The following is a 23440-nucleotide window of genomic DNA, read 5'->3' as shown; positions in this document are numbered from 1 at the left end:
GTTTACTCCGCGAGGATGCCGAGGATTTTCTGCTGTAAGGCTTCAATGCCGACGCCGGAGACAAACGGCATGCCGTGAACCACTGGAATATCGCCGAAGGCGCGGTCCACGCGGGCGGTGGTGCAGATAAGGTCCGCGCCGTCCATGTAGGTTTCGATTTCATTGACCCGGCACTGCACCAGATCCAACTCAATGTTGTGGTCTGCGCACAGCTCTTTAATCTCTTCTGCGGCCATCGTGGAGGTGGCGACGGCGCCGCCGCAGGCGACGATTACTTTGCGTTTCATAGGGTACCCCTTTTATTATCAGTATGTTATGAAGCCTGGGCGCTAAGCTCGGGCTCAAGGATAAATTGCTGGAACAGCACCGGTAACTGCTCGTCGGAAGCGGAGAGCAGAACCTCCAGCGTGTTTGGATTTTGTAGCTCACTAAATAACCGGCGCAGCAGCTTCAGCTGTGCCGCCGGGTTTTCAACAATCAGCGCGATGATAAGCGAAACGTCGATATCGCCATCGTCATCAGCGCGCTGAAAAGGGACCGGCGCGTCCGGGCGAATCAGGTAAATCGCCGGTGACTTCGCGTGCATGGCTTCGCAATGGGGAATGGCCACGGCGTGTTGCTCCAGCGCGATGCCGGTCGGAAAAGTTGCTTCGCGTTCGAGCAGGGCTGCCGGATAGCTATCATGCACAACACCTCGCGCCAGCATCTCCGCGCCAATATGCTCCAGCGCCTGCTGGCTGGAGCTGAAATGAATGCCGGTACGAACAAACAATTGACTCATAGATCCTCTTTATTTCACGCGGTTTCAGAAGAACAGCCGTAGCGGTAGGCGCGCAGAACATCCTGGATTTTGTCGAGGATGAGCTCGTGCGGCACGGCGTTCAGTTCATTCAGCGACAGTCGTTCAAACTGCACCGGCATATATTGGCTGATAAGCCCCAGCGGCAGCTTAGCGTCGGTCAGGTTCGCGATAAGTTTCTCAACGCTCTGCCGAATACGCGGATGCGGCCAGTAGTAACGGATACGGTCGGAAAGGCTAAAGTGGATATCGACCATCGCCTGACTCCAGGTCGGGCGATAGTATTTTTTCCAGTAGCCCGGTTCGTTGAGCATCACTTCGTCGATCACTTCCATCACCCGGCTACGGGACTCGGGCGCGATGAGCTCATTTTCCATCTGTGCGAGAGCGAAAATGGCTTCGCGCAGGGCAAAGGTGAGCGCCGGGCCGACTTTCAGAATGGCGAAGTGGTCGCGGACCAGCGCGCGGTAGGCCTGGCGGGATTGGTAGTCGGTGGAGTGGGCTTCGTACACCATCGGGGTATTTTCGATCCACGCGGACAGCGCTTTCGCTTCCTGCGGTTGGTAATGGATGATTTGCGTGTGGTCGAACTCCACGCCCGGCTGCACGACGATGGCGATGACGCGCTTCAGCGCGGCGTCGAGCCCCAGCTTGCGGAACGCCGCTTCATGGGTTTCGAGGGTGGCGGCGGCATCCTGCGCCCGGGTGACATGTACGCTGCCGATGGTGCTGGCTTCGCCGCCGGGAACCGGTACTTCTGTTCCGATAACGTAGGTCAACTGGCGCTTTTGTTCATCGCTGGCGGTCTCTTCAGCAGCCTGACAGAGGCGGGCGGCGCGCTCTGCCACCACGCTTGGGTTCAACGGTATCGGGTCATCGGCGCAGGACATTGATGCATCCAGGTGGATCTTACTAAAACCTGCGGCGACATAGGCTTTGATAAGGTCGATGGATTTTTTCATCGCATCGGCAGCCGGTTCGTCTTGCCAGCAGTTTGGGCCCAGATGATCGCCGCCAAGAATAATGCGTTCTGCCGGGAAACCGACGGTGTGGGCGATGTTGTAGACGAAGTCGCGGAAATCGGCCGGCTGCATACCGGTATAGCCGCCAAACTGGTTGACCTGGTTTGATGTTGCTTCAATCAGCACTTTGTTGTTGGTCGGCAGATCGAAACGTAACGCCGCTTCGATAACCAGCGGATGAGCTGAACAAACTGAGCAGATGCCGATGTGTTCGCCGGATTTATGGCGAGAGATAATACCTTTCATTTACAACCTCCGTTTTCTTTCGAATATATTCGTTATGTTTTGTTTTGGTCGCAAATGTCTTTGTTTTGAATTGTGATCTGTATCGATAAATTGCTGTGCAAGCGTTGAACAGGGTGTCTTACTGGCAAAAAAAACGCCCTGACCAACACGGCAGAGCGTTTTTAATTAATTGAAAATTAACTGAATAACCGGGACAGCCAGCTGCGTTTGCTTTTTTCTGCCGCCTGAGAGACCTGCTGCGGTTGGGCGGCGATCTCGCCGAGCCCGGCGTTAAAGGCGTCGCCAATTGCTTTCAGCGCCTGATGCGCATCGCTGCCGCTGGCCATAAAGTGCAGACGATGACCCTGTTTGGCGCCAAGCGATACGACGCGCATCAGATTTTTGGCATCGACAATTGACGATCGAGTATCCAGGTTTTCGACCTGGATTTGCGACTGCCACTGCTTGACGGCTTTCACCAGTACCGCGCTGGGCCGGGCATGCAGGCCGTGCGGATTGCGCAGCGTAAAGATTGCCTCTTCATCAAAGCGCGGCGGCGGTTCCGGTTCTTCGCCTTGCGCCGGCGCGATATCGCCGGCAAGTATCTCCAGCACCGCCTGCGGAGTATCGGCCCGCGACAGCGCGGCGGGCACCCGATCGTCGCCTAGCGCATGAGTGAGCTGGCGTAAGATATCGAGATGTTCGTTGTCCTGTGCGGCGATACCAACAATCAAATAGGCGGTTTGCCCTTCGCCCCAGTCCACCCCCTGCGGACAGGCTAGCACCTTCACGCCGGTTCTTAGCACCGCATCGCGGCTTTGCGGCGTGCCGTGAGGAATGGCGATGCCGTTGCCCAGATAGGTACTGATTTGCCCCTCGCGTTCGCGCATTCCCTCCAGATAGGCCATCTGTGTATGCCCGGCTGCGGTCAGGGAACCGACGACGCGCTGTAGCGCTTCATCTTTCGTTTTGACCTGATGGTCGAAATGAATGTCTGCGGAAGTCAGCTGCATAGTTCGCTCCTTATTTAATGGCGCCGGCAAGCGCCGTCGCTTCCTGAGTGCGTTTTTGCCACAACCGCCAGCATCCCAGCATGAGCGCGCCGCAGGCGGAGCCGGTAAGAATGCACAGCACCCACACCAGCGGTTTGCTGACCAGCGGTAGGATCAAGAAGCCGCCGTGCGGCGCCGGGACCTGAATATGTAGGCTGTAGCTGAGGACGGCCGAGATTGAAGAGGCGATCATCATCATCGGGATCACCCGTAGCGGATCCTTAGCGGCAAAGGGAATCGCGCCTTCGGTGATGTGCGTGCAGCCGAGGATATAGTTCACCATCCCGGCGGCGCGCTCTTCTTCGCTAAAGCCTTTCGGGAAGAACGTGGTTGCCAGCGCAATCACCAGCGGCGGGGTAATGCAGGCAGCGGAGACGCCGGCCATAAAGAAATAGTTGCCCTGTCCTAGCAAGAGCGTTCCGGTGACGTAGGCCGCTTTATTGACCGGGCCGCCGAAGTCGAATGAACACATTGCCCCGACCACAATCCCCAGCAGAATGGGATTGGCTTCTTGCAGAGAGCTAAGCCAGTTCATCATGCCGTTGTTGATCGCCGCCACCGGTTGGCCAAGTAGCACCATCATCACGCCAATCACCAGTACGCCAATCAGCGGCATAATAAAGATCGACTTTAGTCCTTCGTACTGACGCGGCAGGCCGTCGAGCAGGCGGCGGATAAGCAGCATAAAGTAACCGGCGGCGAAACCGGCGATGATCCCGCCGAGGAACCCGGCGCCGGTGGCGTTTGCCAGCAGGCCGCCGACAAACCCGGCGACCATCCCCGGACGGCCGGAAATGGACCAGGCAATGTAGGCCGTGAACACCGGTACCATGATCGAGAACGCCTGCTGGCCGACTTTCATCAGGGTGGCGGCAATCACGTTGTACTGCGCTGAATTTGGATCGGCGGAGTAGATACCCCACAGGAAAGAAATGGCGATTAAGATCCCGCCGGCCACCACGAAGGGCAGCATATTGGAAACACCGCTCATCAGATGTTTATAAATCTGTCGGCCGAATGATTCCTGCTCATATTTCTCCGCAGGATCCGCTGTGGCGGAGATCCCCTGACGGCGTTGCGCCTGGCCGCTGACGACTTTATTAATTAATTCTGCCGGATGATGAATGGCCTCTTTAACCGGCACTTCGATGACCGGCAAACCATTAAAACGTTCGGCATTAACATCTTTATCGGCAGCGATAATAACACCATAAATATCTTTCAGATCTTCCGGTGTAATGACATTTTCTACCCCGGAAGCGCCGTTGGTTTCAACTTTGATCTCAACGTTTAATTTTTTTGCTGCGGTCTTTAAGGCTTCTTCAGCCATAAATGTATGGGCAATACCTGTAGGGCAGCCGGTAACGGCAATAATCTTTTTCATAATCGGACCTTTATAATTGGACGATCTGAAGTTGTTGTAATAATTCTTGTGTACGGTTTAATTTGCCAAGCCCGGCGGAGGCGGCAACATCGGCGCCGGTGGCGCTGGCCAGCGCCAGAGCGGGAACGACATCATCTTCGTTAAGCCATTTACTCAGGAATGCTCCCAGCGCGGCATCGCCGGCGCAGGCCGAGCTAACCAGCTTGATTTTCGGCGCCGAGCAGAACCACAGTTGCTCGCCGTTTGAAAAGTAGAGCCCCTGCGCGCCCAGGGTGAGCAGCACGTTTCGGGCCCCGAGCTGGTGGAGCGTGCGCATTGCGTCATGTACCTGCTGCGGGCTGCCGACGTCGAGATCGAAGATCTCTTTGAGTTCGTCGTCATTGGGTTTAATCAATAGCGGGCGTAGCTCGAGCAACTGCCGCAGCGCCGGGTGGCTGATATCTAAAATAACTTCACAGCCTTTTTGCTGACACAAGGCCATTATTTCGCTATAGAACCGGCTTTCAATTCCCGGCGGCAAACTGCCGCTGATTACCAAATAATCACCGGGTTCGACGCACTGTAAATGATGAATAATTTGCTCTTTGCCTTCATCATTAATACGAGAGCCGGGATTTACTAACTTATATTCTTCGTGTCCGTCATTAATAAAAACATTAATACGGGTGGGTTCGGCGACCCATGCCGGAGTCACTTTAATATGCTGTCTGCGCAGCTCTTCGACTATATAGCGGCCAGTAAAACCGCCAAATATACCCATGACGTGGGTGGGCTGTAGGTAATGATCTAATACCAGCGAAACGTTCACCCCTTTACCATTTGGGCAATATTCCGTCTGCCGGGGGCGGTTGACGGCCGCAGGCCGAAGCGGATCGCAAAAGATATTCATATCGATCGCGGTATTCAGTGTCAGGGTATGGATCACGACATTGCTCCTTCGATCCGCGGATTATAGTTGCCCTTCGCAGCCACAAACGTGAATCACTTTGCGGACAACCTCTTTCATTGCCGCTTTCGCCGGCGTCATATAGTGACGCGGATCGTTGGCGCCCGGATTTTCCAGGAAGTAGGTTTTCAACGCATCAGAGAAGGCGATTTTCAGTTCGGTGGCGACGTTGACTTTGCAGACGCCCAGAGAAATGGCGCGGCGAATATCGCTATCCGGGAGGCCAGAAGCGCCGTGCAGTACCAGCGGAACGTCAACGCAGTCGCGGATGGCGGCCAGGCGGTCAAAATCAAGTTTCGGTTCGGCGGTGTAGAGCCCGTGCGCGGTGCCGATGGCGACGGCCAGCGAATCAATACCGGTACGGGCGACGAATTCACGGGCCTGTTCCGGGTTGGTATAGAGCGCATCTTTGGCATCAACCACCAGATCGTCTTCCACGCCCCCCAGTCGGCCCAGCTCGGCTTCCACGCTGGCATCGTAGCGATGACTTAATTCCACCACGCTTTTCACCAGCGCTACGTTTTCTTCGAACGGTGAATGAGATCCATCGATCATGACTGAGCGAATGCCCGCCTGAACTTTGTGTGTAATGTCGACCAGATCCTCGTGATGATCGAGGTGCAGGGCGAGCGGGAGATCCCATATTTTCGCCAGATCGCGGGCGATCGCCACCACATTGCCGGTGCCGGCATAGCTGTAGGTTCCCGGCGTGCCGGCGAGGATCAGCGGCGAGCGGAGCTCTGCTGCCGTTTCCACCACCACCTGCATGGTTTCAAGGTTATGAATATTGAAAGCGGGGACCGCGTAACCATGACGCTGGGCCTTTAACAACATGTTTTTACTGGAAATGATGTACATTCTAACCCTCTATTTTCAATTTGTAAGTAATTGGTTCAATTAAACCTTCAGTTTGAAAGTAATGTAACGATCGTTTCCGCGTTTAGGTGTGATCCATCGCACACAATGAGGAATTGATTTTTAAAATGAAAGTTAATAATCTTTTTTATGTTTCTTTTTTAAAATATAAATGAAGCGATAGGGTGTTGTTATCTATTTGAATTTTATTGTCTTTATTGATTTTTCTTCACGGGGATAACTGGCGTGGTTTGACATTACGATGGGGAAATTTAAAAATGAAAGTTATTCCAGGAGAAAATAAAAAGGCATAACCCGTGGCAAAACCGTCAACCAGCCTGCTGAAAAGGCGCTTGGACATCGCGGAGATCGTTCGTAAGAACGGCGAGATTAAAGTCGACGATCTGGCTGAAATGCTGGCCGTTTCCGGAGTGACAATTCGTAACGATCTTAACTATCTGGAGCAGCAGGGGTATCTGAAGCGTTCATTCGGCGGGGCGATTTACACGGCTCAGGCCGGCACGCCGGTCGCTACGGTTCGCGACGCTCCACAGGTGACGGACAAAGCGCTGGAAACGGAAATGGCGCGTCAGGTGGCGGTGCAAATTGAAGATAGCGAAACGCTATTTTTAGGCCAGGGTTCCATTTTGCGTAAAGTGATCCCGTTTCTGGCTAACAGTGAGGAACTTTGCTTGCTGCTTAACGATCTGGCCCACGTTGCGCTGGCGCAGGAGTTCCTGAATGGCGAAACGGTGCTGCTCGGCGGCGTGCTTGGCGGCAACGGGCGGATAGTCGAAGGTGATTTGGCGCTGAAAGCGTTAGGCCATTATCGGCCATCACGCGCGCTGATTGCGGTTGATCACGTCGCTGAAGACGGCACCCTGAGCGTACGCAACGAAACTAGCGCTCGCCTGCTGAGCGAAGTCGTGGCGCAGAGCGAGCGGGTTATCGCGGTTGTTGCTTCCCGTCCGGTCTATGGTGAAAAACGCTATGCCATCGGCGAACTTCAGCAAATGAGTAGCGTGGTGACGCCGCAGGTTGTCGCCGCGGAATATCATGCCCGTTTCCTCGCCGCGGGTTTAACTAACAGCTACACCAACAATGAATGCCTGACATGGCTCAACACGGCTTTGCAGAAGACAAACCAGGAGCGGTGATGAACGTAACCATTTGCACCATCGGCGAGCTGCTGGTGGAATTTCTCGCCAAGGAAGAAAATCAGGGATTTTCCCGCCCCGGTGAATTTTGGGGTCCCTATCCCAGCGGCGCGCCGGCAATTTTCGCCGATCAGGTGGCGAAACTGGGTTTTGGCTCCGTGCTGTTTAGCTGTGTCGGTAGCGACGCATTTGGCGAAATGAATATTGCGCGGCTGGAGAAAGATGGCGTTAACGTTAACGGCATTGCCATGCTGCATAAAGCGACAACCGGCAGCGCGTTCGTCAGCTATCGTAGCCAGGCACAGCGCGATTTTATTTTTAATATGCCTAACAGCGCCTGTGGTCTGCTGACTGCGGACCACATCGACGAGGGGCTGCTTAACCAGTGCCAGCACTTCCACATTATGGGGTCATCGCTGTTCTCATTTCGCATTATCGATGCGATGCGTAAAGCGATTGAAAACATTAAAGCGCGCAACGGCACGGTGTCGTTCGATCCTAATATTCGCAAAGAGATGCTGAATATTCCCGAGATGTCGCAGGCGTTTGAATACATTCTCGATTACACCGATATCTTTCTACCAAGCGACGGTGAACTGGACTACTTTGGCCTGAATCCGGGGCGAAATGAGCAGGTGCTGGTTGATAAGCTGCTGAAACGCGGTGTTAAACACGTGGTGATTAAACGCGGCCCGCGTGGCGCGAGCTACTTTAGCGCCGCTGAAACACACCACGTCGCCGGTTTTAACGTGCCGGTTGTCGATCCGACTGGCGCAGGCGACTGTTTCGGCGCGACCTTCGTTAGCCTGTTCCTCAGCGGCGCCTCGCCGCAGGAAGCGCTGAAATGGGCAAACGCCAGCGGTTCACTGGCGATCGGTCAGCGTGGCCCCATGGAAGGCACTTCGACGCAGGCGCAAATCAAAAACTTTTTGGCAGCGCAACACAACTAATAATAAGCCCGGATTTTCCGGGCTTATTATTATAGTTGGACGGGGGCATATCACGTCACCGGCGCCGGGTTAAACACCGCTAGCTGGTTATGCAGACCCCATTGATCGGAGAAGGTTTTCTTACGTCCGCTGGCGACGTCGAGAATGAACTCGAACAGTTTCAGCCCGACATCCTCAATCGTCTCTTCGCCGGTTGCGATGGTACCGGCATTGATGTCCATTAAGTCATACCAGCGGTTGGCAAGCTCGGTACGGGTCGCCATTTTAATCACCGGGACCGCCATCAGCCCGTAAGGGGTGCCGCGCCCGGTGGTGAACACCTGAACGGTAATGCCGGAAGCCACCTGTTGAGTGCCGCAGACAAAATCGCTGGCCGGCGTCGCCGCATAGATAAGCCCGCGTTTCGTCGGGCGCTGACCCGGCGAAAGGACTTCGACGATGGCGCTTTTGCCTGATTTGGCAATCGAACCCAATGCTTTTTCCACTACGTTCGCCAGACCGCCTTTCTTATTGCCCGGTGACGGGTTGGCGCTGCGGTCGGTTTTCCCCAGCTCCAGATAGTTATCATACCAGGCCATCTCTTCCAGCAGGCGCTTGCCAACTTCTTCGTTGATGGCTCGCGGGGTTAACAGATGAATAGCATCGCGTACCTCGGTCACTTCCGAGAACATCACCGTCGCGCCGCAGCGCACCAGCAGGTCGGAGGCATAGCCCACAGCCGGGTTGGCGGTCACGCCGGAGAAGGCGTCGCTGCCGCCGCACTGCATACCGACGACTAATTCCGAAGCCGGGCAGGTTTCACGCTGGCGGGCGTTCAGCTTCGCCAGGTGGCGCTCGGCAACCTGCAGGATATCATCGACCATCGATTTAAAACCGACATGCTGTTCATCCTGCAAGCGCACTACGCTTGCGCTATCGACGGCGATCGGCTGCACGTCTTCGGTTCCCTGCAGCAGACGTTCCGGCTGCAGCTTTTCACAGCCAAGACCAATCACCATTACCTCGCCGCCAAAGTTGGGGTTCAGCGCGATATTGTGGATGGTGCGAATCGGCACGATGGCCGCCGGGGCGTTAATCGCCACGCCGCAGCCGTAGAGGTGGTTTAATCCCACCACGCCATCGACATTGGGGTATTTCGGCAGCAGGTCGCGTTCAATGATCTTGACCACATAATCCACCACGCCGGCGACGCAGTGCACGCTGGTGCTGATCCCCAGCAAATTCTTGGTTCCCACGCTGCCATCGGCATTGCGATACCCTTCAAAGGTGTATCCTTCCAGCGGCGGTAGCGGCTCGGGGACTTTAGTCGCCAGCGGTAGGGTGTTCAGCGGTGGGGCGGTCGGCAGTTCGACCAACGACTCATCAATCCAGCTTCCCTTTGGTATATCGCGAACGGCGAAGCCAATCACTTCGCCATAGCGGATGATTTCACCATGGGCAGGAATATCGACAAGAGCGACTTTATGGCCTTGCGGGATATGTTCAACGAGGGTCAGGCCATCCGGAAAACGCGTTCCGGCGGTTAAACCGCGATCGTTAACAATAATTGCCACATTATCAGTAGGGTGTACTTTTATATAAAACGCCGTCGGCGACTGTTGTCGAATTTCAATGTCAGCCATTGTCCAGTGCTCTCCAAACCGGTGCTAATAATAAAATAAAACGCTAATTAAATTTCTGCTTAGCAGAATGATGAAATAAAGAATGTCAGGAGTTATCGCGTTAGGATGTGATCTACGTCACTCCTTGCCGCGCCGGCCATGACACATAGATGGGTAATCCTGAGAACTGTGGATTAGCGCCCATGGCCTATGGCATTTGCATAACTAAAATGATTATTTAGGCATTTATATTGTGATTATGCATAGTGTCTGGTGGCGGAGGGCTGATTATACTGAGCCATGTTTTTGAGGAATCTGATATGTGAATAGATAGCTTAAAATAAATAGCTCGCTGAAAATAATAAAAGGTGTTCTGTGTCAGATGAATATTTAAATGATTCTGCATTGGGCCACAGAAAAGGAGTACCAGCCCGCTATTTAACTCTGCTAATTATATTGGTGATTGGCGAGATGAAACGTATAGAGCAGCAGAAGTAAGCAACGATTAACCCAAGGTAAAAATCATGGATAACGCAATTTTCCCAAACAAGTTCAAAGCCGCGTTGGCGGCTCACCAGGTACAAATTGGCTGCTGGTGCGCCCTGGCGAATCCGATTAGCACCGAGGTATTAGGACTTGCTGGTTTCGACTGGCTGGTGCTTGACGCGGAGCATGCGCCGAATGATGTGACCACGCTTATCCCGCAACTGATGGCGTTGAAGGGCAGCCACAGCGCGCCGGTTGTGCGCGTGCCGACCAATGAACCGATTATCATCAAGCGCATGCTGGACATCGGTTTCTATAACTTCCTGGTGCCGTTTGTCGAAACCGCTGAACAGGCGGCGCAGGCGGTGGCATCAACCCGCTATCCGCCGGAAGGGATCCGCGGTGTTTCGGTTTCTCATCGCGGCAATATGTTCGGCACCGTGCCGGACTACTTCGCTCAGTCCAACAAGAATATCTCCATTCTGGTGCAGATTGAGAGCCAGACCGGGGTGGATAACGTTGATGCTATCGCTGCGACCGATGGCGTTGATGGCCTGTTCGTCGGTCCGAGCGATCTTGCTGCGGCGTTGGGCCATCTGGGTAACGCCGCCCATCCTGAGGTTCAGCGTGCTATCCAGCATATTTTCTCCAGCGCGAAGAAACACGGTAAGCCGAGCGGCATTCTTGCACCGGTAGAAGCCGATGCGCGTCGCTATCTGGAGTGGGGCGCGACCTTCGTCGCCGTCGGTAGCGATTTAGGCGTCTTCCGTTCAGCAACCCAGAAACTTGCTGATTCTTTTAAAAAATAATCACCAGGATTAAGAGAGAATATTATGACAATCAAAGTGGGTTTTATTGGCCTTGGCATCATGGGCAAGCCGATGAGCAAAAATTTGCTGAAGGCGGGTTATTCGCTGGTGGTATCCGACCGTAACCCTGAAGCTATTGCTGACGTGATTGCCGCGGGCGCAGAGACCGCGAGCACGGCGAAGGCCATTGCTGAGCAGTGCGATGTCATTATTACCATGCTGCCAAACTCTCCGCACGTGAAAGACGTTGCGCTGGGTGAAAACGGCATTATCGAAGGCGCGAAACCAGGCACCGTGGTGATCGATATGAGCTCCATCGCGCCGCTGGCGAGCCGCGAAATCAGTGAAGCGCTGAAGGCCAAAGGCATCGATATGCTGGACGCTCCGGTAAGCGGCGGCGAACCCAAAGCGATCGACGGCACCCTGTCGGTGATGGTTGGCGGTGACAAGGCGATTTTCGATAAATACTACGACCTGATGAAAGCGATGGCGGGATCCGTGGTGCATACCGGCGATATTGGCGCAGGCAACGTCACCAAGTTGGCCAACCAGGTGATTGTGGCGCTGAACATCGCGGCAATGTCGGAAGCGTTAACCCTGGCCACCAAAGCCGGTGTTAACCCGGACCTGGTGTATCAGGCGATTCGCGGCGGCCTGGCGGGCAGCACAGTACTCGACGCTAAAGCGCCGATGGTGATGGATCGCAACTTCAAGCCGGGCTTCCGCATCGATCTGCATATTAAAGATCTGGCCAATGCGCTGGATACTTCTCACGGCGTCGGCGCCCAGCTACCGCTGACGGCGGCGGTGATGGAGATGATGCAGGCGCTGCGGGCGGATGGTCTGGGCACCGCTGACCATAGCGCTCTGGCGTGTTACTACGAAAAACTGGCGAAAGTGGAAGTCACTCGCTAACAAGATGGGCGTGTTCCTGCGCCCTGTTATGCTTACTTTTAGCAGCGCCTTCAGGCTACATCACCACGAACATTTTCTTCGTCCCAGACTCTTATAAACAAAGCCTTTCTGCCGGCGAGGGAAGGGTAAAAGCCATGATTGCCGCGAGGCTGGCGAGCGGAATGCGCTATGCGGGGTGACAAAGGCGCGCGAACCCTCTATACTTCGCGCCGAAGCTGACCAGACAGTCGCCGCTTCGTCGTCGTCCTCTTAGGGGGAGACGGGCGGAGGGGAGGAAAGTCCGGGCTCCATAGGGCAAGGTGCCAGGTAACGCCTGGGGGGTGTCACAGCCCACGACCAGTGCAACAGAGAGCAAACCGCCGATGGCCCGCGCAAGCGGGATCAGGTAAGGGTGAAAGGGTGCGGTAAGAGCGCACCGCGCGGCTGGTAACAGTCCGCGGCACGGTAAACTCCACCCGGAGCAAGGCCAAATAGGGGTTCATAAGGTACGGCCCGTACTGAACCCGGGTAGGCTGCTTGAGCCAGTGAGCGATTGCTGGCCTAGATGAATGACTGTCCACGACAGAACCCGGCTTATCGGTCAGTTTCACCTCTTCAATGTAAAAACCCCGCTCCGGCGGGGTTTTTGCTATCCGGAAGGTGGTACAAAGATGAATGACTGTCCACGACGCTATACCAGAAAGAAAGCGGCTTATCGGTCCGTTTCACCTCTTCAATGTAAAAACCCCGCTCCGGCGGGGTTTTTGCTATCCGGAGGGTGGAACAAAGATGAATGACTGTCCACTTTTAAACAGCTTTCTGGCTGCATTGCAGGCCGCGCTCGTTGATACTGTCACGCTTTGAAAATGTATCTTCTATTCATTAATCTCAATCCCTCATTTGCAGCGGTCATCATTCAGCTTAATGGATAGCAGGTTTTAGGTATTATCCAGACAGGGCGGTGGACGTGAAAAATGTAGTGTTATTCCCCCAAATCAAAGCGGCGCTCGCCTGGCTTGTCGGCCATGGCGATACAATTATGCAGTTTGCGTGGAATATCGCGGCGGCGCTAATCATTTTGTTTGTTGGTAAGCTGATTTCGAAACTACTCGGCAAAACTCTCGAGAAAATTCTGCTGCGACGCAACGTAGATGCGACAATCGTCCACTTCTTCGCCGCGCTGGTGCGCTATATCACCATGGCTTTTGCGATTATCGCCGCGTTAGGCCGGGTAGGGATTGAAACCTCATCCATTATCGCCGTCCTTGGCGCGGCAGGTCTGGCCATTGGCCTGGCGCTGCAGGGCTCGCTGTCAAATTTTGCCGCAGGCGTATTGCTGGTGACGTTACGCCCCTTCCGCGCGGGTAACTTTGTGCAGGTGGGGGCGGTATCCGGTCTGGTACAATCGGTACATGTTTTTTCCACCACACTGCTGACTGTGGATAATAAAGAAGTCATTATCCCGAACGGTAAAATTATTGCCGATAGCATCGTTAACTATTCCCGCCATCCCTATCGCCGCATCGATCTCACGCTTGGGGTGGCATGTCATAGCCAAATATCACACGTTAAACAGGTGATCCAGACGCTTATCGATAATGAAAAGCGCATCGATCGTTCTCGCGGTACCACGGTTCGCCTGATCGAGTTGGCTCCTGGTTCGCTTAATTTTACCATTCGCGTATGGGTAAAAAATGCGGAGTATTGGGATACCTATTTTGATTTTCTGGAAAATATCAAAAATGCGCTCGATGAAAATAAAATCATGCTGGCTGCGCCGCGCATGGATATTAATTTAACGTCGCCGGATTTAGTGCGTATTCAATAAGCAAGAAGAATTTTATATTTCAGATAATTCATTTGGTGAATGTATTATCTGAATATTTACACTGGTGAACATGCTTTTTTACACATCGTCATTATTGTTCAGGGAATAATAGAGCGTCTTATCACTACGTACTTATTCAGGATAACAAGATGAACAAACTTTCTCGGATGGTATTAATGACGGCTGCAGCCGCGGGATTCTCCATGGCGGCGCAGGCTGCTGAGGTTAACGCCGCTCCGGCGCCGGCTCAGGATCCTATCGTTCAGCATTTAAAATTGAGCCAGGATCAGGTCGCTAAAATTAAGAGCCTGCATCAGGAAATGGAAAAGAACGTCCAGCAGGTTTCGCAGAAAGATATTAAAGATGGCGTTTTATTTGACGTGATCGATTCCGGTAAGTGGAATGAGAAAGCGGTGAAAGATCAGCTGGCGGCCTTTGGCAAGGTTGAACAACAGGTGCGCTATTATCGCGTGAAGTACTATTTCGGTGTAAATCAGGTTCTGACGCCGGAACAGCGTACTCAGGTGAAAAAAGATCTCTCTCAGGCATTAAGCGAGTAATAAAGTCGGCCCCGTTATGGGGCCGATTTTCATCAGGCGGCGTTATCTTCGTCCTGCAACCGCGTTTGCGCATCTTCCACGATGGCTTCCAGTTCACTCAGCATCTCTTCATAGCCAAAGCCGATTGGGCTCATGGTTTCCACAGCGACTGGCTGGTCTAACGGTTGCGCCTTTTTGCTCTTTTTCTTGCTCACTCACAAACTCCCGGCTTCCTTGTTACACCGGTAAATCTATCAGCAAAGCGCGCAGCGGCGTATCGGCGACGAGGGTAATGTTAGCTTCGTCACGAATAAAAGCGCCATCACCGCAGGTTAATGCCTGTTTCTCTTCCTTTTTTGCCACGACATGTACCGTACCGTGAATCGACTGCAGATAGGCGCGCGGGCCGTGCAGTTGAACGCTAATCTCTTCACCCTTCGCCAGCTGCAGATGATGGATCCATACCTGTTGGCGCAGCTGTACACTGTCACCGCTGCCATCCGGTGAAGCCAGTAACTGGATTGACGAGTCGCTAACCGCGAGTTTCTGCACCAGCGGATTTTCGCGTTCCGGGCAGGCGTCGAGCCACAGCTGCATGCGCGTCAACGACTGCTCTTTACTGAGATTATGCTCACTGTAGCTGACCCCCGGTTGGGTGGAGAGCAGCAAGGCTTCACCAGCCTTTGCCTGTACGTGGTTGCCGTCGCTATCGCGGTATTCCGCTTCACCTTCCAGAATCAGATTCAGGATATCGACCTTTGGATAGGTACGCGGCTGAAATGACGCGCCCGGCGCCAGCACTTCTTGATTGAGTACGCGCAGCGAGGCGTAACCCAGCAATTTAGGGTCGAAGTAGTGGCCAAAGGAAAAGGTGTAGCGGGCCTGCAGCCAGCCGAAGTCTGCTTGACCGCATTGTTTGGCTGTTCGGGTTGTAATCATTTTCTTGACCTCTCTTTACACTAAATCAATGGTAAAGGTATGGACGCTGTATTGTTAGCCAGATATTCTGCCCGGTATGTTCAAAATTCCTGAATGAGAGCGAAATGGCGAAAGAGAGAGCATTAACGCTGGAAGCGTTACGCGTAATGGATGCGATAGACCGACGCGGGAGCTTTGCCGCTGCGGCTGACGAGCTGGGGCGCGTGCCTTCGGCCCTAAGCTACACCATGCAAAAACTGGAAGAAGAACTGGATGTGGTGCTGTTTGACCGTTCTGGCCATCGCACAAAATTTACGAACGTTGGCCGCATGCTGCTGGAACGCGGGCGCGTGCTGCTGGAAGCGGCGGACAAGCTGACCACCGACGCCGAAGCGCTGTCGCGCGGCTGGGAAACTCACCTGACCATCGTTACCGAAGCCTTGGTTCCGACCACCGATCTGTTTCCGCTGATTGAGAAGCTGGCGACCAAATCCAATACCCAGCTGTCGATTATTACCGAAGTGCTGGCCGGCGCCTGGGAGCGGCTGGAGCAGGGGCGTGCTGATATCGTCGTCGCGCCGGATATGCATTTTCGTTCATCGTCAGAAATTAACTCACGTAAGCTCTATTCGGTGTTAAGTGTTTATGTTGCCGCGCCGGATCACCCGATTCATCAGGAGCCAGAACCGCTTTCCGAGGTGACGCGGGTGAAATATCGCGGCGTCGCGGTGGCGGATACCGCGCGCGAGCGCCCGGTGCTGACGGTGCAACTGCTGGATAAACAGCCGCGTTTAACCGTCAGCACCATTGAAGATAAACGCCAGGCGCTGCTGGCGGGGCTTGGCGTGGCAACCATGCCTTACCCGTTGGTTGAGAAAGATATTGCCGAAGGGCGTCTGCGGGTCGTAAGCCCTGAATATACCAACGAAATCGATATCATTATGGCCTGGCGCCGTGACAGCATGGGCGAAGCCAAATCCTGGTGTCTGCGTGAGATCCCGAAACTGTTTGCCGGCAGATAACGGTAAGATGCGCTCCTCCGCGGCGAGGAGCGCGTAAATCAGTAGGAGTAGGGTTTTGGATTTGGCCCAAAGCGATTGTCGCCGGGCGTGCCGTTCTGGCAATTGAAAATCAAAATCACCAGCCAGCCGATGACCGGGATCAGCAGCAGCAGTAGCCACCACGCCGAGCGGTCGGTGTCATGCAGGCGACGAAACTGCACCGCCCACCAGGGTAAAAAAACCAGCACGCCGTAAATGGTCGTCAGGATGCCTTCACCCCCAGCACGCTGCCAGCCGAGCATCTTATCAATGATGCTGAGCACTGCGGTGAGAATGATGTTGACCAGAATAAACATCCAGTACTCTTTGCGCCGGGCGCGACCGCCAAAGCCAATATAGTTTCGTAATACTTTTAGATACCAGTCCATTTTCTCACGCCTTAGTTAACCATTAATCACTTGTTTTTAAAGCGATCAAAATAATGATAGGCGTGAATATCAAACTGGTAAATATCCGTTATCTGAATAAAAGGCGCCTTTCGGCGCCTTATCGATCAGCGGGAAAAGCGATCCCGTCCGTGCGGTTCGTTGAGATCCTGCTGCGGACCCACGGAGATGATCCCCGTCGGGTTGATGGTTTTGTGGCTGCGATAATAGTGATTGCGGATATGCGGGAAATTCACCGTTTCCGCAATCCCCGGCATCTGGTAGATATCGCGCAGGAAACCGTACAGGTTGAGATAGTCGCTGATGCGGCGCTTATCGCATTTAAAGTGGGTGACATACACCGGGTCGAAACGAACCAGCGTTGTCCACAGGCGGATATCCGCTTCCGTTAACTGGTTTCCGGTCAGATAGCGGTGCTGACCGAGGATCTGCTCAAGGCGTTCGAGCGAGGTAAACAGCGCGTCTACGGCTTCGTCATAGGCCTGCTGGCTGGTGGCGAAACCGGCTTTATACACCCCGTTGTTAACGTTGTCGTAGATCCAGCTATTCAGATCGTCGATCTTTTCGCGCAACGCCGGCGGATAATAGTCGCCCGCGCGCGCGCCCAGGCCATCAAACGCGGTATTGAACATGCGGATGATTTCAGCCGACTCATTGCTGACGATGGTCTGTTGTTTTTTATCCCACAGCACCGGAACGGTCACCCGGCCGGTGTAATGCGGATCGGCCTGCAGATAAAGCTGATAGAGGAACTGATGATGATAGAGCTGGTCGCCGGTCGCATCGGGGAAATCGTCGGCGAAGGTCCAGCCGTTTTCCAGCATCAGGGGATTCACCACTGAGACGGATATAAAGGGTTCTAATCCTTTTAACTTGCGCAGAATCAGGGTGCGATGCGCCCACGGGCAGGCCAGTGAAACGTACAGGTGATAGCGGTCTTTCTCTGCGGCGAAGCCACCTTCGCCCGCAGGGCCCGGCGCGCCATCGGCGGTGAGCCAGTTGCGGAAGGCTGAAACGGAACGCTTGAACCGTCCTCCGGTGGATTTGGTGTCATACCAGGTATCTTGCCAGACGCCGTCGACTAATTGTCCCATTACTTCCTCCTTCAGATAGCAAAAGCGAGGAGATAGCCCCTCGCTTTTTTAGATTTTTACTCAGTATAGTGCGCTTACCACTTTTTATTCAGCACGCGGTCGATGCTGAATGCGCCCGGACCTGTCACGGCCAGCAGCAGATAACCACCAGCGATGGTCAGGTTTTTCATGAACATCAGCGAGTTCACGCCTTCAGCAAAGTTGCTGTGGAACAGGAACGCGGTCAGCAGGGTGAAGCCTGCGGTGAACAGCGCGGTAGTGCGAGTCAGGAAACCGAACAGAATCGCCAGACCGCCGCCAAACTCAAGCAGAATAGTCAGCGGCAGCAGCGCTCCCGGAACACCCATTGCTTCCATATACTGCTGCGTACCTGCATACCCGGTGATTTTTCCCCAACCAGCGGTAATGAACAGAATCGGCATCAGAATACGCGCTACCAATACACCAACATCTTCTAATTTTTTCATTTCTTACTCCAGAAAACCCAAAGGGCGGCGATTTCGTTTTTTAGTGCAATCCTGCGTGGTTACGCGGGCTTGCTGTCGATGGAGAGGATATTAGCGAGCTTGTGAGGGGATTGTTAGCAAGGAAAACTGTAGTTCTTTTTCAAAGTTTCTGAGCAATTGGTGCGATCGGTGAAAATATTTTCCGAGGCGCCTCGCAGCGTGCGTGGCTATTGATTGTGGTGGCGGGGATAAAAGAGGATATCTGTCGCCAACTTATTTTTGCATAGACAGGATGTCATGAAACAATTCAGCTCTACGCCTCACGATGCGTTGTTTAAAACATTTCTCACTCATCCGGAAACGGCGCGAGATTTTCTCCAGATCCATCTACCGGAATCGTTACGTATGCAATGCGATCTCAGTACCCTGCAGTTAGAGTCCGGCAGCTTTATTGAGGACGATATGCGTGCGTTGTACTCGGATGTGTTGTGGTCAATTAAAACGCAAAGCGGAAGCGGATATGTGTACGCGCTGATTGAACACCAAAGCACGCCAGACAAACATATGACCTTTAGACTAATGCGCTATGCATTTGCCATAATGGCTCGTCATCTGGATGCCGGTAATGAACATCTGCCATTGGTTATTCCGATGTTGTTTTATCATGGGCGGATTACACCTTATCCCTTTTCGATGTGCTGGCTGGATAGTTTTGCGCAACCCGCGTTAGCACGGGAGATATATGGGGATAATTTTCCGTTGATTGATGTGACATCCTTCACGGACGATGAAATCCAACAGCATCGGCGTATAGCAATTTTGGAATTCCTGCAGAAAAATATTCGCCAGCGCGATCTGAATGACCTGGTAGATCAACTTGTAGCCTTGCTGCTGCCGGGTTATACCACCGAGCATCAATTTAACGTGTTGATGAACTACATTGCCCGTTCCGGCCATTTGACCAGCCCTGGCAGATTTTTTCGTCAACTGGCGCAGGGAATGCCTGAACATAAGGAGCAGCTGATGACATTAGCAGAATGGTTTGAAGAGCGTGGGCGCACAAAGGGAAGAAAACAGGGTCGTGAAGAGGGGCGTGAAGAAGGTAGAGAAGAAGGCGAACGTCAGGCGACGCGTAAAATAGCTCTTGCGATGCTTCGTAACGGCGTTGATAGCGCGCTGGTCAGTAAAACCACCGGTTTAAGCGAACAAGAGCTCAGCGCGCTGGCGCACTGAGCGAGCAATTAACGCGATGCGGACTGGCGCAGAATCCCTTTGACCATCCGCCAGGTGCTCCAGATGCCGAGGCCGCGTTTGCCCCAGCGGATTAAAAAGCGCGGATGGCGTACTGACCAGATAGCCATCACCCCGCTGCCGACCATCGCCCATGAACGCAGGTGTTTCAGCGTTTGCCAGCCGCGATCGATAGGCGAGGTGGCTTCCAGCCAGTGACGATGGCTGGCGGCCAAATCCAGCCGCTGTTGCTGGATTTGGCGCAGCAGCAGCGCTTTTCGCTGGTCGCGTTCCTGTTGGCCGCTCATCGACGATCGTCCTCAAGCAGCGCGCGATCGTTCGCCAGCTCGTCGCGGGTGTGGCGTAAAAACGTTGAGCGGCGAGCTTTCCTGAGGGTCCAAATACCCCCTATCAATGAGGCGAGCAACAGGACGCTGGTGGTCGCGATCATCACATGCAGGCGGTACTGTGGATCGACGGCCCAGATGATCAGCACCAGCAGGCTCATCAGCCCAAAAGCGGCGAATAACAGCGTTAGCCCGAGCATCAGCAACAGCTGGAAGAGGTTCGCTTTCTCCTCTTCCAGCTCCACGACGACCAGGCGCAAGCGCGTTTCCACCATTTCGACCAGCAGCGTGATAATCCGCTGGCCGATGCCGAATACGCTCTGTCCCGGGCCCTGCGTGTGTTGAGAGTTTGCCATAATTAACGGCGCGACAGCAGTACGCCGACAACCAGCCCGACGGCTGCGCCAATGCCCACGCCGGTCCATGGATTTTCGCGGACGTACTCATCGGCGCGAGCGGCGGTTTCACGCGTCTGCTTGACGATGGCATCGCTGGTGTCGCTGAGACGCACACGGCTGTCTTTCAGTACGCTTTCCGCTTTGCTACGCAGTTTGCCGAGTTCTTCTTTCGATTTATCGGTGGAGGAGTTCAGTACTTCTTCCAGCGTGTCAGCCAGATTTTTCAGCTCAGCGCGTAGATCTTCTGCAACGTTATCTTTAGCCATCTTGTTCTCCTGTAGCGTTTACCAATTAATAATCGCGTGACTCAAGCGCTTTCAGTTCCTGCTGCGCTTCATCCAGTTTGCGTTCCCGTTTGCTAATTTTGTCTGCATCGCCTTTCTGCTTCGCCTCGCTCAGATCGCGCTGACGTTCGGCAACTTCGGCCTTCTGTTTAGCGATTTTCTGCTGATGTTCAGCCCTGACTTTGCTGTCGCTGCAGTTAGCGCGAACTTCCTGCAGCGCTTTGTTCAGGCCGTCTATGCGATGCTGATTATGGTGTTTTTCGGCATAGCTGATCTCCCGTTGGATGCTTTGTTCTTTTTCCTGACAAGGAGAGGCTGCGAAGGCGCTGGCGCTAAGTGAGGTCAGAGCCAGTAATAGTGCGATGCGGTAATTCATGGATTCTACCTTCCATTGTGTGAGGGGATATCGGTGATATACCCAATCCAGTCAACATTACAAGCCAGGCGGTTCCCGCAGTGTTAATAATAGACACGAAAGCGAGACTTCACCAAACCGTGCGAAAAGATTCGGAATTTTTGACGCGTTATCCCAAACGGCGCGGAGCATCGCGCAGGCGGGATAACCAGGCGGTGGCCGAATTTTCTTCATCCACCAGAGCAATAATATAACCGTGAGGCAGAGCTCGGCCCAATACTTCTTTTGCCGCGGCGCCCTGAGCATTGGAGTCGAATTTGATCAGCAGGCCGTCTTTTTGCGGCGTGATGCTCTTAAAACGGATGCCGTTGGCGTCAAGATGATGCCAGACGGAAAAACCGTCCGGCATAGCGACGCCCTGGCTGACGGGACGGATGGCCAGGGTGGACTCATGCTGACTGACGGTCAACCACAGCCAGACGATGGCGCAAAGCAGCAGTGAGCCGCCCAGCAGCCACCGCAGCTGGCGCCAGGAAGGACGTTTGATGACCATGCTCAGCTCCGACTGCTGTGTTTTTTCTTCCACAGTACAACCAGGGAGCCGATCAGACCAAAGACCAGCAGCGCAACCGGTAGCAGCATCAGACATGACATCAGCTGATCTTCATACTTCAGGAACACCGGTGTTTTCCCCAGCAGATAGCCGAGAGAGGTAAGAATCAGCACCCACAGCAGGCCGCTCATCCAGTTAAAGAACTGAAAACGCGCGTTATTCAGACCAGAGATACCGGCAATTGTTGGCAGAAGCGTACGCACGAAGGCGATAAAGCGGCCAATCAGCAGCGCCGACAACCCGTGTTTGTGGAACAGGTGATGCGCTCGCTGGTGATAATGCGAGGGTAAATGCGAGAGCCAGTTTTGCACGATCCGCGTATTGCCCAGCCAGCGTCCCTGAATGTAGCTCACCCAGCAGCCGAGGCTTGCCGCCGCCGTCAGAAGCAGTAAGGTTTCCGGGAAGCCCATCGCCCCTTTGGCGATCAAAACGCCGACCAGCACCAGCAGGCTATCGCCCGGTAAAAACGCCGCCGGCAGCAAACCGTTCTCAAGGAACAAAATCATAAATAAGACAAAATAGAGCATGCCAATCATGGAGGGATTAGCGAGCGTTTCGTAATCCTGGGCCCATAAGGCATTCAGTAATTGGGTTAGTAGTTCCATTCACGATTCCTGGTACATCGGTTAACGGTACGTCTTATACATAGCGACTAGATTATTTTTAGAGTATGGCCGCTGTTGAGACGTTCTGATCGGATCCTTGATTAAACAGTAAGTAAACACTTACCTACAGAACGGCAAAATGCATCTAATTGTAACAAACTAGCTGACTTTCCGTCAGAGAAATTGCAGTTTGTTGCTGATTGATTTTGCGGGTTGCGTGGACGAGTAGCGAGAGGATTTACACAGGCTGACACTATATATGCTTTGCTTACCCTGTCGGGTTTGCGGGCAGAAAAAGAGGTTCTGCCCGTGGAGGGGATAATACGTTATTTTGCTCCGTTCGCCGCGGTATCGAGATGAACCACCGGATTTTCGGCAAACAGATAGCGATCGGCATTGAATTCAAAGTCATCGCTGGTTTCGTTAAACAGCATCAGCTTGGTATTCTCCAGATGTTGCCACATCGCCAGCTTCGCCGCATGAGGGTCTTTACGAATGAGCGCTTTGAGGATTTGGTCATGATCGTCGCACCAGTTATCGACGGTGCGCAGATCGATATGATCGTGTAGTTTTTTCCAGTATGGGTTATGCACACGCTGGGTCCACATCTTCTCAACGATGGCGGCAAGGGCGGTATTCTGGGTGGCCAGCGCGACCTGGACATGGAACTGCAGGTCCCATTCGGAATCACGGAAACACTTCTCGTTGCGGGCTTTCTCCTGAATTTCCATTAGCTTCATGATGTCCTGTTTGGTCACCTGAGTCGCGGCGAATTCAGCGATATTGCTCTCAATTAACTGACGGGCCTGGAGTAATTCAAACGGACCATAGTTGGCGAACTCCAGCGATTCATCCACCACCTGTTGGTATTTCGGGTGGTTGGAAATAACGTGGATGCCGGAGCCTTTGCGGACTTCAACATAGCCTTCGACTTCCAGCATGATGATGGCTTCGCGAACCACGGTGCGGCTGACGCTTTTTTCATCGGCGATGAAGCGCTCTGCGGGCAGCTTATCCCCTACAAGGTAGACGCCTTGTTCGATACGCGTCTTTAGCTCAGCGGCAAGCTGCTGATAGAGACGGCGCGGTTCACTGATTTCCATATTCGCTCCCGGAAGATGGCGACAATATTCGATTTGTTATACCACTTTTACGC

Annotated in this window: 27 protein-coding genes, 1 other RNA gene and 1 pseudogene; 9 read left to right on the top strand and 20 right to left on the bottom strand. The window is 53.7% G+C overall.

Going from position 1 to position 23440, the window contains the following annotated elements:
- Positions 1-2 precede the first annotated feature (2 nt).
- From gatB to PGQ95_RS02545, 7 genes are all read right to left on the bottom strand, one after another.
- Positions 3-287 carry a PTS galactitol transporter subunit IIB gene (gatB, locus tag PGQ95_RS02575; protein ID WP_020077852.1) on the bottom strand — a complete coding sequence of 95 codons (285 nt, stop codon included), beginning with the start codon at positions 285-287 and terminating at the stop codon, positions 3-5.
- A 26-nt stretch (positions 288-313) separates the two neighbouring features.
- A complete protein-coding gene (gene gatA / locus PGQ95_RS02570; protein WP_087859910.1) occupies positions 314-781 on the bottom strand; it encodes a PTS galactitol transporter subunit IIA in 468 nt (155 codons plus the stop codon).
- 14 nt (positions 782-795) lie between these two features.
- Complete coding sequence (gatZ, locus tag PGQ95_RS02565) at positions 796-2067, bottom strand: tagatose-bisphosphate aldolase subunit GatZ (protein ID WP_430916893.1); 1272 nt, start codon at positions 2065-2067, stop codon at positions 796-798.
- A 176-nt stretch (positions 2068-2243) separates the two neighbouring features.
- Positions 2244-3059 carry an HPr family phosphocarrier protein gene (locus tag PGQ95_RS02560; protein WP_087859908.1) on the bottom strand — a complete coding sequence of 272 codons (816 nt, stop codon included), beginning with the start codon at positions 3057-3059 and terminating at the stop codon, positions 2244-2246.
- Between the two features lie 10 nt (positions 3060-3069).
- Positions 3070-4482: a PTS fructose transporter subunit IIC gene (locus tag PGQ95_RS02555; RefSeq protein ID WP_087859907.1), complete on the bottom strand. Its 1413-nt coding sequence runs from the start codon at positions 4480-4482 to the stop codon at positions 3070-3072.
- Positions 4483-4492: 10 nt separating this feature from the next.
- Positions 4493-5407 (bottom strand): 1-phosphofructokinase, encoded by a 915-nt coding sequence (gene pfkB, locus PGQ95_RS02550; RefSeq protein ID WP_430916891.1) that lies wholly within the window; start codon positions 5405-5407, stop codon positions 4493-4495.
- A gap of 24 nt (positions 5408-5431) precedes the next feature.
- Positions 5432-6286, bottom strand: coding sequence for a tagatose bisphosphate family class II aldolase (locus tag PGQ95_RS02545; protein ID WP_087859905.1), 855 nt, complete (start codon positions 6284-6286; stop codon positions 5432-5434).
- A 350-nt stretch (positions 6287-6636) separates the two neighbouring features.
- Between PGQ95_RS02545 and PGQ95_RS02540 the strand changes: the two genes are divergently transcribed.
- On the top strand, positions 6637-7440 hold the full coding sequence (locus tag PGQ95_RS02540; protein WP_213793705.1) for a DeoR/GlpR family DNA-binding transcription regulator: 804 nt from the start codon (positions 6637-6639) through the stop codon (positions 7438-7440).
- On the top strand, positions 7440-8390 hold the full coding sequence (locus tag PGQ95_RS02535; RefSeq protein WP_087859903.1) for a sugar kinase: 951 nt from the start codon (positions 7440-7442) through the stop codon (positions 8388-8390). The genes PGQ95_RS02540 and PGQ95_RS02535 overlap by 1 nt, the downstream gene beginning before the upstream one ends.
- A gap of 50 nt (positions 8391-8440) precedes the next feature.
- Here PGQ95_RS02535 and garD read toward each other — a convergent pair whose 3' ends face one another.
- Positions 8441-10012 (bottom strand): galactarate dehydratase, encoded by a 1572-nt coding sequence (gene garD, locus PGQ95_RS02530; RefSeq protein ID WP_271032071.1) that lies wholly within the window; start codon positions 10010-10012, stop codon positions 8441-8443.
- 503 nt (positions 10013-10515) lie between these two features.
- Here garD and garL point away from each other — a divergent pair.
- From garL to PGQ95_RS02505, 5 genes and pseudogenes are all read left to right on the top strand, one after another.
- Positions 10516-11411 (top strand): annotated as a pseudogene (garL, locus tag PGQ95_RS02525) (2-dehydro-3-deoxyglucarate aldolase).
- Positions 11311-12201 carry a 2-hydroxy-3-oxopropionate reductase gene (gene garR, locus PGQ95_RS02520; protein ID WP_045394913.1) on the top strand — a complete coding sequence of 297 codons (891 nt, stop codon included), beginning with the start codon at positions 11311-11313 and terminating at the stop codon, positions 12199-12201. The pseudogene garL and the gene garR overlap by 101 nt, the downstream one beginning before the upstream one ends.
- A gap of 211 nt (positions 12202-12412) precedes the next feature.
- An RNA gene (gene rnpB, locus PGQ95_RS02515) (RNase P RNA component class A) lies at positions 12413-12793 on the top strand.
- A gap of 354 nt (positions 12794-13147) precedes the next feature.
- Entirely contained in the window at positions 13148-14008 is an 861-nt protein-coding gene (locus PGQ95_RS02510; protein ID WP_087859948.1) for a mechanosensitive ion channel domain-containing protein, read from the top strand.
- A gap of 149 nt (positions 14009-14157) precedes the next feature.
- Positions 14158-14568, top strand: coding sequence for a Spy/CpxP family protein refolding chaperone (locus PGQ95_RS02505; protein WP_087859898.1), 411 nt, complete (start codon positions 14158-14160; stop codon positions 14566-14568).
- A gap of 32 nt (positions 14569-14600) precedes the next feature.
- Here PGQ95_RS02505 and PGQ95_RS02500 read toward each other — a convergent pair whose 3' ends face one another.
- Positions 14601-14762 carry a hypothetical protein gene (locus PGQ95_RS02500; RefSeq protein ID WP_087859897.1) on the bottom strand — a complete coding sequence of 54 codons (162 nt, stop codon included), beginning with the start codon at positions 14760-14762 and terminating at the stop codon, positions 14601-14603.
- A 22-nt stretch (positions 14763-14784) separates the two neighbouring features.
- Positions 14785-15486, bottom strand: coding sequence for a pirin family protein (locus PGQ95_RS02495; RefSeq protein ID WP_430915044.1), 702 nt, complete (start codon positions 15484-15486; stop codon positions 14785-14787).
- Positions 15487-15590: 104 nt separating this feature from the next.
- Here PGQ95_RS02495 and PGQ95_RS02490 point away from each other — a divergent pair, with 104 nt between their 5' ends.
- Positions 15591-16487 carry a LysR family transcriptional regulator gene (locus PGQ95_RS02490; RefSeq protein ID WP_045377888.1) on the top strand — a complete coding sequence of 299 codons (897 nt, stop codon included), beginning with the start codon at positions 15591-15593 and terminating at the stop codon, positions 16485-16487.
- Between the two features lie 38 nt (positions 16488-16525).
- On the opposite strand, the gene PGQ95_RS02485 is transcribed toward PGQ95_RS02490, so the two are convergent.
- From PGQ95_RS02485 to PGQ95_RS02475, 3 genes are all read right to left on the bottom strand, one after another.
- Positions 16526-16894, bottom strand: coding sequence for a DUF805 domain-containing protein (locus PGQ95_RS02485; RefSeq protein WP_087859895.1), 369 nt, complete (start codon positions 16892-16894; stop codon positions 16526-16528).
- A 125-nt stretch (positions 16895-17019) separates the two neighbouring features.
- The gene (locus PGQ95_RS02480) at positions 17020-18006 is read right to left on the bottom strand and encodes a glutathione S-transferase family protein (RefSeq protein ID WP_020077868.1); all 987 of its coding nucleotides are present in this window, start codon (positions 18004-18006) and stop codon (positions 17020-17022) included.
- A gap of 74 nt (positions 18007-18080) precedes the next feature.
- Positions 18081-18473: a DoxX family protein gene (locus PGQ95_RS02475; protein ID WP_015703571.1), complete on the bottom strand. Its 393-nt coding sequence runs from the start codon at positions 18471-18473 to the stop codon at positions 18081-18083.
- 276 nt (positions 18474-18749) lie between these two features.
- Here PGQ95_RS02475 and PGQ95_RS02470 point away from each other — a divergent pair, with 276 nt between their 5' ends.
- Positions 18750-19685, top strand: a complete 936-nt coding sequence (locus PGQ95_RS02470) for an Rpn family recombination-promoting nuclease/putative transposase (protein ID WP_325895829.1) — start codon at positions 18750-18752, stop codon at positions 19683-19685.
- Positions 19686-19693: 8 nt separating this feature from the next.
- Here the strand turns inward: PGQ95_RS02470 and PGQ95_RS02465 are convergent, their stop codons facing one another.
- The 7 genes from PGQ95_RS02465 to exuR form a co-directional block, all read right to left on the bottom strand.
- On the bottom strand, positions 19694-19990 hold the full coding sequence (locus tag PGQ95_RS02465; protein WP_015703570.1) for a YqjK-like family protein: 297 nt from the start codon (positions 19988-19990) through the stop codon (positions 19694-19696).
- A complete protein-coding gene (locus tag PGQ95_RS02460; RefSeq protein ID WP_015369572.1) occupies positions 19987-20385 on the bottom strand; it encodes a phage holin family protein in 399 nt (132 codons plus the stop codon). The genes PGQ95_RS02465 and PGQ95_RS02460 overlap by 4 nt, the downstream gene beginning before the upstream one ends.
- Before the next feature lie 2 nt (positions 20386-20387).
- Positions 20388-20693 carry a DUF883 family protein gene (locus PGQ95_RS02455; RefSeq protein ID WP_015369573.1) on the bottom strand — a complete coding sequence of 102 codons (306 nt, stop codon included), beginning with the start codon at positions 20691-20693 and terminating at the stop codon, positions 20388-20390.
- Positions 20694-20718: 25 nt separating this feature from the next.
- Positions 20719-21087 carry a DUF1090 domain-containing protein gene (locus PGQ95_RS02450; protein ID WP_047044796.1) on the bottom strand — a complete coding sequence of 123 codons (369 nt, stop codon included), beginning with the start codon at positions 21085-21087 and terminating at the stop codon, positions 20719-20721.
- 148 nt (positions 21088-21235) lie between these two features.
- A complete protein-coding gene (gene mzrA, locus PGQ95_RS02445; RefSeq protein WP_162750128.1) occupies positions 21236-21613 on the bottom strand; it encodes an EnvZ/OmpR regulon moderator MzrA in 378 nt (125 codons plus the stop codon).
- A gap of 8 nt (positions 21614-21621) precedes the next feature.
- Entirely contained in the window at positions 21622-22284 is a 663-nt protein-coding gene (gene yqjA / locus PGQ95_RS02440) for a DedA family general envelope maintenance protein YqjA (RefSeq protein ID WP_015369576.1), read from the bottom strand.
- Between the two features lie 326 nt (positions 22285-22610).
- Complete coding sequence (gene exuR, locus PGQ95_RS02435; protein ID WP_015369577.1) at positions 22611-23387, bottom strand: transcriptional regulator ExuR; 777 nt, start codon at positions 23385-23387, stop codon at positions 22611-22613.
- Between the last annotated feature and the right edge of the window lie 53 nt (positions 23388-23440).

This window comes from Klebsiella sp. 141240, from assembly GCF_050600805.1.
Lineage (GTDB): Bacteria > Pseudomonadota > Gammaproteobacteria > Enterobacterales > Enterobacteriaceae > Klebsiella > Klebsiella aerogenes.
The sequence above is the reverse complement of the archived record's forward strand: the minus strand, read 5'-3'. Positions and strand labels throughout refer to the sequence as shown.

Bases quoted from the DNA above. Each gene is read 5' to 3' on its own strand.
- PGQ95_RS02480 (WP_020077868.1), bottom strand. From the start codon at position 18,006: ATGGGACAATTAGTCGACGGCGTCTGGCAAGATACCTGGTATGACACC.
- yqjA (WP_015369576.1), bottom strand. From the start codon at position 22,284: ATGGAACTACTAACCCAATTACTGAATGCCTTATGGGCCCAGGATTAC.
- PGQ95_RS02560 (WP_087859908.1), bottom strand. From the start codon at position 3,059: ATGCAGCTGACTTCCGCAGACATTCATTTCGACCATCAGGTCAAAACG.
- PGQ95_RS02450 (WP_047044796.1), bottom strand. From the start codon at position 21,087: ATGAATTACCGCATCGCACTATTACTGGCTCTGACCTCACTTAGCGCC.
- PGQ95_RS02505 (WP_087859898.1), top strand. From the start codon at position 14,158: ATGAACAAACTTTCTCGGATGGTATTAATGACGGCTGCAGCCGCGGGA.
- PGQ95_RS02470 (WP_325895829.1), top strand. From the start codon at position 18,750: ATGAAACAATTCAGCTCTACGCCTCACGATGCGTTGTTTAAAACATTT.
- PGQ95_RS02465 (WP_015703570.1), bottom strand. From the start codon at position 19,990: ATGAGCGGCCAACAGGAACGCGACCAGCGAAAAGCGCTGCTGCTGCGC.
- exuR (WP_015369577.1), bottom strand. From the start codon at position 23,387: ATGGAAATCAGTGAACCGCGCCGTCTCTATCAGCAGCTTGCCGCTGAG.
- PGQ95_RS02475 (WP_015703571.1), bottom strand. From the start codon at position 18,473: ATGAAAAAATTAGAAGATGTTGGTGTATTGGTAGCGCGTATTCTGATG.
- garD (WP_271032071.1), bottom strand. From the start codon at position 10,012: ATGGCTGACATTGAAATTCGACAACAGTCGCCGACGGCGTTTTATATA.
- PGQ95_RS02455 (WP_015369573.1), bottom strand. From the start codon at position 20,693: ATGGCTAAAGATAACGTTGCAGAAGATCTACGCGCTGAGCTGAAAAAT.
- garR (WP_045394913.1), top strand. From the start codon at position 11,311: ATGACAATCAAAGTGGGTTTTATTGGCCTTGGCATCATGGGCAAGCCG.
- PGQ95_RS02485 (WP_087859895.1), bottom strand. From the start codon at position 16,894: ATGGACTGGTATCTAAAAGTATTACGAAACTATATTGGCTTTGGCGGT.
- PGQ95_RS02495 (WP_430915044.1), bottom strand. From the start codon at position 15,486: ATGATTACAACCCGAACAGCCAAACAATGCGGTCAAGCAGACTTCGGC.
- gatB (WP_020077852.1), bottom strand. From the start codon at position 287: ATGAAACGCAAAGTAATCGTCGCCTGCGGCGGCGCCGTCGCCACCTCC.
- gatA (WP_087859910.1), bottom strand. From the start codon at position 781: ATGAGTCAATTGTTTGTTCGTACCGGCATTCATTTCAGCTCCAGCCAG.
- PGQ95_RS02555 (WP_087859907.1), bottom strand. From the start codon at position 4,482: ATGAAAAAGATTATTGCCGTTACCGGCTGCCCTACAGGTATTGCCCAT.
- PGQ95_RS02535 (WP_087859903.1), top strand. From the start codon at position 7,440: ATGAACGTAACCATTTGCACCATCGGCGAGCTGCTGGTGGAATTTCTC.
- PGQ95_RS02545 (WP_087859905.1), bottom strand. From the start codon at position 6,286: ATGTACATCATTTCCAGTAAAAACATGTTGTTAAAGGCCCAGCGTCAT.
- PGQ95_RS02490 (WP_045377888.1), top strand. From the start codon at position 15,591: ATGGCGAAAGAGAGAGCATTAACGCTGGAAGCGTTACGCGTAATGGAT.
- gatZ (WP_430916893.1), bottom strand. From the start codon at position 2,067: ATGAAAGGTATTATCTCTCGCCATAAATCCGGCGAACACATCGGCATC.
- PGQ95_RS02460 (WP_015369572.1), bottom strand. From the start codon at position 20,385: ATGGCAAACTCTCAACACACGCAGGGCCCGGGACAGAGCGTATTCGGC.